The organism is Lipingzhangella rawalii (assembly GCF_031628175.1).
GTDB lineage: Bacteria > Actinomycetota > Actinomycetes > Streptosporangiales > Streptosporangiaceae > Lipingzhangella_A > Lipingzhangella_A rawalii.
Genome location: NZ_JAVLVT010000022.1, coordinates 1 through 11,210, shown reverse-complemented (window position 1 = coordinate 11,210; position 11,210 = coordinate 1). Strand labels below are relative to the sequence as shown.

Annotated in this window: 6 protein-coding genes and 2 pseudogenes; 3 read left to right on the top strand and 5 right to left on the bottom strand. The window is 63.8% G+C overall.

Annotation, left to right across the window (positions count from 1 at the left end):
• Nucleotides 1-3: 3 nt before the first annotated feature.
• The 5 genes from RIF23_RS20455 to RIF23_RS20435 all read right to left on the bottom strand — a co-directional run bounded on the left by RIF23_RS20455 (nucleotide 4) and on the right by RIF23_RS20435 (nucleotide 6,656).
• Nucleotides 4-1,005 (bottom strand): isoprenoid biosynthesis enzyme family protein, encoded by a 1,002-nt coding sequence (locus RIF23_RS20455; protein ID WP_310914262.1) that lies wholly within the window; start codon nucleotides 1,003-1,005, stop codon nucleotides 4-6.
• Nucleotides 1,006-1,549: 544 nt separating this feature from the next.
• Complete coding sequence (gene ispG / locus RIF23_RS20450) at nucleotides 1,550-2,701, bottom strand: flavodoxin-dependent (E)-4-hydroxy-3-methylbut-2-enyl-diphosphate synthase (protein WP_407659523.1); 1,152 nt, start codon at nucleotides 2,699-2,701, stop codon at nucleotides 1,550-1,552.
• A gap of 3 nt (nucleotides 2,702-2,704) precedes the next feature.
• On the bottom strand, nucleotides 2,705-4,585 hold the full coding sequence (dxs, locus tag RIF23_RS20445) for a 1-deoxy-D-xylulose-5-phosphate synthase (protein ID WP_310914261.1): 1,881 nt from the start codon (nucleotides 4,583-4,585) through the stop codon (nucleotides 2,705-2,707).
• A complete protein-coding gene (gene ispH, locus RIF23_RS20440; RefSeq protein WP_310914260.1) occupies nucleotides 4,582-5,601 on the bottom strand; it encodes a 4-hydroxy-3-methylbut-2-enyl diphosphate reductase in 1,020 nt (339 codons plus the stop codon). The genes dxs and ispH overlap by 4 nt, the downstream gene beginning before the upstream one ends.
• Before the next feature lie 14 nt (nucleotides 5,602-5,615).
• On the bottom strand, nucleotides 5,616-6,656 hold the full coding sequence (locus tag RIF23_RS20435) for a polyprenyl synthetase family protein (protein WP_310914259.1): 1,041 nt from the start codon (nucleotides 6,654-6,656) through the stop codon (nucleotides 5,616-5,618).
• Nucleotides 6,657-7,033: 377 nt separating this feature from the next.
• On the opposite strand from RIF23_RS20435, the pseudogene RIF23_RS20430 reads away from it, so the two are divergent.
• The 3 genes and pseudogenes from RIF23_RS20430 to RIF23_RS20420 all read left to right on the top strand — a co-directional run bounded on the left by RIF23_RS20430 (nucleotide 7,034) and on the right by RIF23_RS20420 (nucleotide 11,119).
• Nucleotides 7,034-7,688 (top strand): annotated as a pseudogene (locus RIF23_RS20430) (transposase).
• Between the two features lie 883 nt (nucleotides 7,689-8,571).
• Nucleotides 8,572-9,909, top strand: coding sequence for a hypothetical protein (locus RIF23_RS20425; protein WP_310914258.1), 1,338 nt, complete (start codon nucleotides 8,572-8,574; stop codon nucleotides 9,907-9,909).
• Nucleotides 9,910-10,355: 446 nt separating this feature from the next.
• A pseudogene (locus RIF23_RS20420) lies at nucleotides 10,356-11,119 on the top strand (IS5 family transposase).
• Nucleotides 11,120-11,210: the final 91 nt, after the last annotated feature.

Sequence of the window (11,210 nt, the reverse complement as noted above, 5' to 3'; positions counted from 1 at the left end):
GAATCAGGACGACTGAAGAGCCTTCTCAACTACGTCTGTGACCGGGTAAATATCTGGGTAGACTTCCCACCAACGGTATCGCTTAACATGAAGATGCCAGTAGATGAATCCTTGCATATAATTTTCCAGAAAAGGCCGCTGCTCCTCATTTCCGAGATCCATAATTCGATGGTAGGCATCAACCCCAGAATTAAGTGTATCCCCGTAGCAGTCGACATACGCCTTCCTGGAACGAATTGCGTTTCGGTAAATCCGACTTACAGCGAAATCATGCTCATTGACTGCTTCTTTGTAGAACGACAGAAGGTCGTTGAAATCGTTCAGAAATTTAACCATGAAGGAAAGTGATGGCGCCCAGAACCCCATGTTTCTGCTGAAGTAAAGACATGGATCCAGGAACTGGAGCGAGGTGAACCACATCTCACAGAACCCTGTGAGGCTTCGGACATACTGAGTGTCAATGCTGTCGGTCACATCCTCGGCGAACTCGTTCTCAACAACACATCCGAGCACCCCCATGTAGAAGAAAATCCCGAAAGGCCCCATGAATTCTTTGTCGCTGAATTCTCCCAACTCATTCAGCATCATATCCGCGTAGGAGCCGAGCTGAGATGTCTCTCCTGGTTGCCTAGAAACGCACCCCTGAAGAAGATCGAAAGAATCGTTTCGGCTTCGACAGCAGATGTCGTCAGCATACGTTCCAAATACGTAGGCTCTACTCAGAGCCAGCGCCAATTTATCTTCAGATGTGGGAAGCTGTATCCCGCGCATAAGGACAAGGTCTTTGATCAGCGCCCTAGGTACATTAATTCCGTAATCCTGGAATTCGGATGTGAGAACTTCTATCTCTCGGGCGATCTGCGCACGGTTTACCTGGGGCCTATAAAGTCGGCCCATTTCAGCGGCCTGGCCGAAGAGGCCGGAGTGGATGACATCTCCGACCATGGATCGGTAATCGGAATTCTCGATAAACCGAAGGTTAGGGGAAGTATTGTTTCTGAACATCAACAAGCTCCTGTCCGCATATACGAAATATGTCCATGAATTCACAGGGCGACAAAGCGAGCCACCTTACTGATGTTCTGGCACCTTCTCCACTCGAAAGCACTCACTCGACAGAATCTCATCCAACCACTTCCTAGAAATTACGAAACTCCATCCTGCAAACGAAATTCCGCGGATTCGACGAATTAAGGTCTCACCAGAAGAGCGATGCATTTGCGAATCGAGGTCTTTCTTCAATTCTGCTTTCCATTTATTTTTCATCTCTAATGAGCTTCGGCAACTGCAGGTGCCACCTGGATCCCCACAAAGAAATATCGATTGTCACGATGTTCGCATGGCCGCCTGCAGCATAGTAAAGCTGAATTCCGCGAGAGACAGAGCGGCGCAATAGGAGAAAAATATAATCCCAATATTGTCCGGGAACCCATCGACACAGCCAGGCTTCCTGGCATGCGGAGAGCACAAGAGAGTGCGAATTTCTTCGTTCCGAAAAGGGGGTTCTTCGATTGCAGAACGGACGTCGCGGTCTTTATCTCTCCCGCCATCACTGCGTATCCTCGCGCGGGACGTCAGTTTCCACGAGCGACTGGGCTTCGTCGAGGAGGGCTTCGACGATTTTCGATTCGGGGACTGTCTTTATGACGTGACCCTTGTGGAATATCTGTCCTTTGCCGTTACCGCAGGAGACGCCGATGTCGGCCTCCTTGGCTTCACCGGGGCCGTTGACGACGCAGCCCATTACCGCGATACGCAGAGGGTGGGGGAAGCCGTCGAAGGCGGCCTCGACCTGACCAGTGAGCTTGTGGAGGTCGACTTGGAGACGTCCGCAGCCGGGGCAGGAGACGATCTCCAGCTTGCGGGGGCGCAGGTTCAGTGAGGAGAGGATCTGGCAACCGGCCTTGACCTGTTCGACGGGCGGGGCGGAGAGGGAGACGCGGATGGTGTCGCCGATGCCCTCGCCCAACAGGATGCTGAAGGCGGTGGCGGATTTGATGGAGCCCTGGAAGGCGGGGCCGGCCTCGGTCACCCCCAGGTGTAGGGGGTAGTCGCACCGTTCGGCGAGGAGACGGTTGGCGGCGACCATGGTGAGCGGGTCATGGTGTTTGACTGCGATCTTCACGTCCCGGAAGCCGTGCTCTTCGAACAAGGAGGCTTCCCACAGCGCGGACTCGACGAGGGCTGCGGGGGTGGGGCCGCCGTGTTTGGCCAGGAGCCGCTTGTCTAGGGAACCGGCATTCACGCCGATCCGGATCGGCACACCGGCAGCCAAGGCGGCGGAGGCGATCTCACCGACGCGGTCGTCGAACCGCTTGATGTTGCCGGGGTTAACGCGTACCGCGGCACACCCGGCCTCCAGGGCAGCGAAGACGTAGCGGGGCTGGAAGTGGATGTCTGCGATGACCGGAACCGGCGACTTGGCAGCGATGGCCGGCAGGGCCGCCGCATCGTCGTTGGTGGGTACAGCGACACGGATGATATCGCAGCCCGCTGCGGTGACTTCGGCGATCTGCTGCAGCGTGGCGTCCACATCGGCGGTTTTGGTGGTGGTCATCGTCTGTACGGAGATCGGCGCGTCGCCGCCCACGGAGACATCGCCGACCTTCAGCTTTCGTGTGCGGCGGCGCACCGGAACTTGCGGGGCCTGGCCCGTGCCCGGGGTGCTGGGAGCGGGCATGCCGAGGTCTGTACTGGTCATTTCTCAGCGCTCCTTAGCGGGCTGGAAGGGCTCTGGGGCACAGGCTCGCAGGATGGCCTGGGTGATGCCCTCGGCGTCGAGACCGGCCTGGGAGAGCAAGTCATTGCGGTTTCCGTGCGGGATGAAGCGTCCGGGCAGGCCCAAGGCCCGCAGGGGTGTGGCGTTGCTGGCATCGGCGAGGGCGCGGGTCAGGGCGGCGCCGAGCCCTCCATGGCGGATGTTGTCCTCGACGGTGACCACCAGGTGGTGGCGTGCGGCGAGTTGGGTCAGCTCAGGCAGGATGGGAAGTGCCCAACGTGGGTCGGCGACGGTGACCCCAATGCCTTGCGCCTGGAGGGCTTCGGCGGCCTCGATGGCAGGGGCGGCCAGCGGCCCGGCGGCGACGATGAGGATGTCGGCGACACTGGAACGGTGCAGCACGTCGACCTGGCCGATACGTTCCAGGGCCGGAATGTCCGCCCCGGCACTTGCTTTGGGGAAGCGCAGTGCGGTGGGACCGTCCTCGTAGGCGACGGCTTCGGCCAGCAGCTCGCGCAGCTGCGCGGCATCGCGTGGGGCGGACACGTGCATGCCAGGAACGGCCCCCAGCAGTGTCAAGTCCCACATTCCGTGGTGGGAGGGGCCGTCGGGGCCGGTGATGCCCGCCCGGTCCAAGACGAAAGTCACCGGCAGTCGGTGGAGGGCCACGTCCATCAGGACCTGGTCGAAGGCGCGGCCCAGGAAGGTGGCGTACACGCCCACCACCGGATGCAGCCCTCCGGTCGCCAGGCCAGCTGCGCTGGTGACGGCGTGCTGTTCGGCGATGCCTACATCGAAGAACCGTTCAGGGAAGCGCTCGCCGAATTTCGCCAGTCCGGTGGGACCCGGCATGGCTGCTGTCAGCGCAACAAGTTCCCTATGTTCGTCCCCCAACGCGCACATTTCGTCGGCAAAGACGCTGGTCCAACCGGGCGCGGAGGCCTTCTTGGCGGGCGCTCCGGTGGCCGGGTCGAGGACGCCGCAGGTGTGCATTCGGTCATCCGGCTCACTCTCTGCCGGCTCGTACCCCCTGCCTTTGGCGGTGACCGCGTGCACCACAACCGGCCGCTCCAGCTCCCGCGCCAGGTGCAACGCCTCCTCCAGCGAGGGGCGGTGATGTCCGTCGACAGGGCCGAGGTAGGCGAAGCCGAGCAGTTCGAAGAGGCTGTGAGCGACCGGCAGCGGTCCGCCAGTTCCCTCACCGGCGCTGATGCGGGAGCTGTTCTTCACCAGCCAGTCGATGCTGTCGTCGCTCTGCCCGCGCAGCTGTTGCAGGTGGTCGGCGAGGCCGCCGACGGTGGGTGCGTAGGAGCGTTCGTTGTCGTTGAGAACCACGATCACAGGCCGCTCCGGAGCGCCGCCGAGATTGTTGAGGGCCTCCCAGGCCATGCCCCCGCTCATGGCGCCGTCCCCGATCACCGCCACCACCGCGCGGTCGTCCTCGCCGCTCAGCTGCCGGGCTTTGGCCAGGCCGTCCGCATAGGCCAGGGCGGTCGAGGCATGCGAGTTCTCGATCACGTCGTGTTCGGACTCGGCCCGGGAGAGGTAGCCCGACAGACCGTCCCCCTGGCGCAGGGTGTCGAAATCCTCGACGCGGCCAGTGAGCAGCTTATGCACGTACGCCTGGTGGCCGATGTCAAAGAGCAAGGTGTCGTGCGGGGAGTCGAAGATCCGGTGCAACGCCAGTGTCAGCTCCACCGCCCCCAGGTTGGGGCCCAGGTGGCCGCCCACGGCGGCGACTTTCTCGATCAGGAACTCCCTGATCTGCTGCGCCAACGCGTCCAGCTCCTCACCGGACAGCTCTCGCAGCACCTTGGGATCGGCGGCCCCGCCCAGAAGTCGGCGAGCATCGGTGGTCGTGGTCATCGTTGCTTCCTCACGGCGGCGGGTGGGGCGAAGTAGACGTCCTCGACGGTGGTGGCATGCTCAGTGACAGTGAGCGGACCAAAGGTGCGCAGGTGCTCGACGACTTCCTCGACCAGTCCTTCCGGGGCGGAGGCTCCGGCGGTCAGTCCGATGGTCTCCGTCTCGCGCAGCCACTCGGGGTCGACGGCACCCGCGTCCTCGATCAGGTACGCCGGGGTACCCAGACGACGGCAGACCTCCACCAACCGCACCGAGTTGGAGGAGTTGTCCGAGCCGACGACGAGTACGAAGTCGGCTTCCCCAGCGATGGCTTCCAGCGACAGCTGACGATTGGTGGTCGCGTAACAGATGTCCTCGGACGGCGGGTCCTTCAGCGCGGGAAACCGTTCGCGCAGCGCCTCGATGACTTCACGGGTTTCCTCTACCGCCAGCGTGGTCTGAGTCAGGTACGACACCCGCGCGGGGTCCGCCACCTCCAGCGCTGCCACATCCTCAGCCGTCTCGACGACGACCGTGGACTCGGGAGCCTCACCGAAGGTGCCCTCGACCTCTTCGTGCCCCACGTGGCCGATCAGCACCACCGTCTCCCCACGGGCAGCGAACCGCCGTGCCTGAGAATGCACCTTGGTCACCAGCGGACAGGTCGCATCCACCACCTCAAGACCGCGCACGGCAGCTTCTCCGCGCACGGCAGGAGAGACACCGTGCGCGGAAAAGATCACCAGCTCCCCCTCCGGAACCTGGTCCAGCTCGTCGACAAAGACGGCGCCGCGCTGTTCCAGCCCCCGCACAACATGGGTATTGTGGACGATCTGCTTGCGTACGTAGACCGGGCTGCCACGCTGCGCCAACACCCGCTCGACCACCTCGATCGCCCGCTCCACCCCGGCGCAGAAGGAACGCGGGGAGGCCAGCAGCACCCGGCGGGAGCGGAGCGCTCCATCCCCGCCCGTACCGTCGTGCCCGTGCTCCGGCTCACGTGGGGCAGGGGCTTGCCCTATGTGCGTGGGGGACATCGTCAGCTCCTTGATCAGTGCTCGCGGTGGGTGAGCAGGTGGGCCAGCGCAAGCAGTTCGCGGTGCCCGACCGGGGCGGGGTCGGCTTCGGCTAGGGCGGCGTGCGCCAGCTTCAGCTCCTGATCCACTGCCTGGCGGGCTGCACGCACCCCGCCAGCCTGCGCCACCAGCTCCGCCGCACGCTCTACCGCGGTCGGCGTCAACTCGCCCGTCCAGGAGTAGAGGTCGGCCAGTTCCCGGCCTGCCGGTGTTTCGGAGGCGAGGGCAGCGAGGACGGGCAGCGTCTTCTTGCGGGTGGCGATGTCGCTGCCCACAGGCTTACCGGTCACCTGTTCCTGGCCGTAGATGCCAAGCAGGTCATCGCTGACCTGGAAGGCCACCCCCAGATGCCGACCAAAGGCCCTCAACAGTCGGACGCGAGACTCCTCGCCGCCGCCGGCCAGTGCACCCAACGCACAGGCACACCCCATCAGCGCCCCGGTCTTGGCCGTGGCCATCGCGGTGTACTCACTCGGCCGCACGGTCTGGCGCTGCTCGAAGGCCACATCCTCTGCCTCGCCTTCGACCAGTTCCACTACCGTCTCCGCCAGCTGAGCCAGGGCCGCGGGGTCATAGTCCGCGTCGGCGAGGGTGGTGAAAGCCAGCCCCAGCAGCGCGTCCCCGGCCAACACCCCGGCCGACGTGCCGAACGCGGCCCACACCGCCGGACGGTGACGCCGCGTTTGGTCACCGTCGATGATGTCGTCATGCGCCAGGGAGAAATCGTGCACCAACTGCACTGCCACCGCGGCGGCGCCCGCCACCTCGGCGGCGCTGCCAACCGTCTGGGCTGCCGCGAAGCACAGGGCCGGGCGCACGGCCTTCCCCGCCCCGGCTGCGGAGGGGCGGCCCTGCTCATCCAGCAAGCCCAGGTGGTACCCGACCTCCTGCCGGTTCTGGACCAACCGCGCTTCGACCTGGTGTCGCAGCCGAGGCCGCACCCGGGCCTGGGCCTGCTCCAGCAGCCCGCGCCCCGTCTGCTCCAGTGACTGCACGGCCGGCGGCGACACTGCCATCACATACCCCTCTCCTGCCCTTCTTCTGCCTTCCAGACACGTGCCGGGGCGGGGGCGCGGGCCCGCACCGGCCGCTTCTTCCATGGGAACCCTCAATGCAGCCCGACAAAAGGGAGTTTCGTCTCCAGATGCGTGAACGGGTTGAACACTTGCACGTTTGTGAATGGCGAATTGAGGTGGGAGTGACACGTGTCCACATAACGCAGCCCGCGGGGCGCTATCTGGTGCGCCCCGCGCGCCCAGTATCCGCCCCCAACCGCTACCTACTCCACAGCGTTGACCAGATCGCCCATTACTCCACCTACAACCTGGTGCGACCTGGTGTCGGCGTACGAATGCAGTGCTCATCTCATTGGAATTCTCGGTACCCTGGCCGCGTGTCGATGGTCGAGCGGCTGGTCCCGGACGGGGTGTGGGAGCTGCTCCAGCAGATGGTGCCCGAGATGCCCGCTTCCAGGGCGGTGGCCGACGAAGATAGGCCAACCGCAAGATTCTTGCCGCGATCGTCTTCGTAGCCACCACGGGTTGCACCTGGGGCCAGCTCCCGCCGGTCTTCGGCCCCTCAGGTCCGACCGCACACCGCCGCGGCATCGAATGGAGCCGGGCCCGCGTATGGGCCAAGCTGCACCGCCTGGTCCTGGACAAGCTCGGTTGGCGCGGCGAGCTGGACTAGTCGCGGTGCGCGATCGACTTGATCAACACACGGGTACTCAAAAAGGGGAGCTGGCCGGCCCAATCCCGGAGCGGGCGCCGCCGCCGCAATCCCGGATAGCTGCATGCGGCCCAGTGATACGACTACGTCCACCTGCACCGTTGGCTCCGCGAACGAGGTATCCGTTCACACATCGCCCGCAGGGACGTCGAGATCCTCCCGGCGATTGGGCTTGGCACCGGTGGCAGGTTGAGCGCACCATAGCCTGGCTGGCCGGATGCCGAAGACTGCACCGCCACGACCAACGCACAGGGGCGCATTTCCTCGTCTTCGCCGGACTCGCCTGCACCGTGATCTGTTTCCGCGGACTCACCAAATGAGACGACCTCTTCTACGGAACCGTCCTGGATGCAGACTTCCAATCACTGGTATCTCCCATGTACTCGCCACGCGCAGCCGTGGACACTTCGGGCGACCCGGGGACGTTGCGTGGCCCGTGTCGGGCCGTGCGATGGGATGTTTGGGGGTGCGCTGATCGGGACGACTTCCCGGGGAGTTCCTATGATTAAGAAAAAGCTTCAGAGCTCATCTTGTTTATGTACTCGCTATTCTATTCGCGCAGCGACAACGAAGAAATATCCCTGTTTAGGCCGCCTCGCTTCCACTAAATATCCACGACCTCTCAAGTGGAGATTATCGGACTGATTTCGATTCCCGTTACCATCGAAACCGGACGTTCCCCGCGTCCCACGAAGCACGGTAGCCAGTCGAGTCCACACCCGAGACTGAAGTGCGCTTTGGACTCGCTCCTGCCGTGTAGCCGGCTACGAGCACTGAGGTTCGTGGGAACAGATCCCGAATTTTTATCATGTCACCAGCCCGCCACACTTGTCATTCGGTCATGGCCAGGAGAGGACCTCTCTGACTAGGATCTGAAGTGACAGAACCACGGAAATGGACATATTCGTTTTCCCTTCCCCGCCCAGCTCTCTTCGGGAGGTGCGGATTGGAAACCCCCGGCAGATCCTCGACGAGAGCAACAGAGCGCTCTGCCCTGGTCCAGGACTGGCTGGCGAGAATGTCGGAAGCGTGTGGACGGGCGGTCTTTCCCGAGGAGGGCACTGAGCTTCCAATCAGTGACCTCCCTGCCCTGGCATACGGTGCGGCCGACCAGCTGCTCCGAGAGGGCACCGGCGGCGGGCGGTGGTGGTCCTCGCACCCCCGGGCTTCGGCGTGCGCTCGTGAAGTACCGGAGGAGGCATAGTGGGCCGGGAACCGAACTACCGGCTGGCCGCACTGCTCGGGGAGGCGGGGTGGAGTCCCAGTGACCTGGCACGAGCCGTCGGCTCACAGGCCAAGGGCCAGGGAAGGGCGGTGCGGTGCGACCGCACCTCGGTCGCCCACTGGCTCTCCGGCTCTCGCCCGCGGCATCCGTTACCGTCCCTGGCCGCCGCCGCACTGAGCCGACGACTACAGCGGCTGGTCGCCCCCTCGGAAACGGGGCTCGTACCGCTGGCGCCTGCCGCACCGTTCCCCTACACGGTGGCAGCAGGGGGGACAGGGACCGAAGAGTCCTTGATCGCCTTGTGCCGCCAGGACATCGACAGATCCGCCCGACCGTCGCTCACCGGCCTCGTCTATAGCGCCGCAGCCCTGGAGCTTCCGGGGTGGCAGGCCGACACCGCACTGCCCGTGGACAACGCTCCCTCAACTGCGCCCGAACTTGTGATGGTGCGCGAGATGACACGGATCTACGCCGCGCTCTTCCGCAGCCGAGGCGGAAAATACGCCCGTTCTGCGCTGGCCGGCTTTATCGCCGACGATGTCGGGCGACTCCTCGCCGCGCCGCTCGCCTCCAACCTGCGGCGCGCCGTGCTCGCCGAAGTGGCACGTCTGGTCCACGTTCTAGCCACCATGAGCGCGGATGCAGGCTACTCCGGGTTGGCCGAGCGCTACTTCCATACCGCCCTGGGCATGTCCCGGCGAAGCGGTGACCAAGGCCAATATGCGGTCACCCTACGAGCAATGAGCAGTCAGGCCCTGAGTCTGGAGCACTTCCGCCTCGCCGAACGGCTGGCCACCAGCGCCCTCGAAACCGCCCCATCCAACGCCGTCCCGATGCAACTTGCCTACCTGCTCGCGCAGTACGCCCTTATACGAGCGCGAAGCAACGACGAAGGCGGGGCCCTTGCCGCATTGGAGGATGCCGAAGAGCGCCTGACCCCTGACTGCGCGGGACACGACCCGTTCGAAATCTACCCTCGTGCCGGCCTGGACTATCTGCGTGGAGAGGCCCTGCTGGCACTCGGGAGACGAGCGGATGCGCAGCGGGCGCTGACCACCTCGCTGTCCTCCCGCCCTGACCACCACCACAGACCGAATGCCCTCACCCACAGCCGCCTCGCCGAAATCCTCCTTCGGGACGGTTTATTAGAAGAATCATGCCGTCACTGGAACGCTTTTCTCCGCCATTATCCGCATCTGATTTCCGGCTCGGCGGACCGATCTTTGGACCGCCTCCGCAGCTCTCTCCTTCCCTTCGCCTCCCACCCTCAGGTCTCCGCTGTCCTGGAATCAGGGGAATCAATCAGAAGAATATGATGTGATAGGGCGGGCGCGCGTACGGTTGTCATGCGTCACGGAGCATTCGGTGGCGGCGGTTCCGGCAATTCGATATTTCAGGAAAGAGGGTGCAGCTCGTCGATGGCGGGATCCGGTTCACTCCGCACTCCCGCATCGGATGCACCGTCAGACAGATGTTCCCTTGCATGTTCGACAAGAGGGTGGTCGGACAGTTCTGAAAGCGGAATTGGAATCTCAAAAACAAGAGGATCATCCATGTCGTGATTATATCGGGTCACTCTGTTGCAGAGCCATTCGGAGCTTCGGCGTGTTGCACACGGGTCCGAGTAAGGCAGGCTCTACCTCTTCGCCGCCGACCACAGAATGCGGTCGATGAGGGCTCATCTCAAAAGCTGTGGGAGGTGTCCCTGCGCCTGGCATGATCACACCTTGTGAATGATGTGTTGCCCGATGGGCTCTGAGAGATCGTCGAGCCGCTGCTGCCTCCCGCGCCGAAGACCGGCCGTCCCCGTGTGGACCAGAGAGCTGTGTTGACCACGGTGCGGTTCGTGCAGGTCTCAGGGTGTTCCTGGGGGAAGGCCGACGGCCTGTTCGGCGTCACCCGTGCTACCGCCCACCGCTGGTTCCAGACCTGGACCGAGATGGGCCTGTGGTCCACGATCCACCGCACGATCTTGGATGAGCTGGGCAGACCGCGCCCTGCTGGACTGGTCCCGCGCCACCGTCGACTCCCAGTCGATCCGCGCCAAGAGAGGGGGAGAACACGGGGCCAAACCCCACTGATCGTGGCAAACCAGGCTCCACGCTCCACCTGCTGTGCGACAACCAGGGCCTCCCGCTGACCTGTGCGATCTCCGCGGCCAACGTCAACGACATCGAGGCACTCCAACCCCTGGTCCGGGGTATCCCCGCAGTGCGGTCGCGGCGAGGCCCCCGGCGGCGGCGTCCGGCCAAGCTCCACGGTGACAAGGCCTACCACTCCCGGGAACAGCGCCGCTGGCTGCGCGAGCGCCAGATCGGGGTGCGCTTGGCCCGTCCCGGCATCGATTCCTCCCAACGCCTGGGACGACACCGCTACAAGGTCGAGCGCTCGATCGCCTGGCTGGGCTCCTACCGCAGGTTGAACGTGCGCTGGGAACGCACGGCCTCCACCTTCCTGGCCATGCTGGGAGTCGCTTGCATCCTCATCTGCTACAAGCACCTCGCCAAGCACGCCGACAGCTTTTGAGATGAGCTCTAAGCCCCTACTGCCGGACTAACTCGGTATCGGGGTGCACCCACCACCCTGACACCGACTCCTCACCTTGATTGGGTAAGTA

Coding starts and splice junctions, on each gene's coding strand:
- RIF23_RS20455 (WP_310914262.1), bottom strand. CDS start 1,005: ATGTTCAGAAACAATACTTCCCCTAACCTTCGGTTTATCGAGAATTCC.
- ispG (WP_407659523.1), bottom strand. CDS start 2,701: ATGACCAGTACAGACCTCGGCATGCCCGCTCCCAGCACCCCGGGCACG.
- dxs (WP_310914261.1), bottom strand. CDS start 4,585: ATGACCACGACCACCGATGCTCGCCGACTTCTGGGCGGGGCCGCCGAT.
- ispH (WP_310914260.1), bottom strand. CDS start 5,601: ATGTCCCCCACGCACATAGGGCAAGCCCCTGCCCCACGTGAGCCGGAG.
- RIF23_RS20435 (WP_310914259.1), bottom strand. CDS start 6,656: ATGGCAGTGTCGCCGCCGGCCGTGCAGTCACTGGAGCAGACGGGGCGC.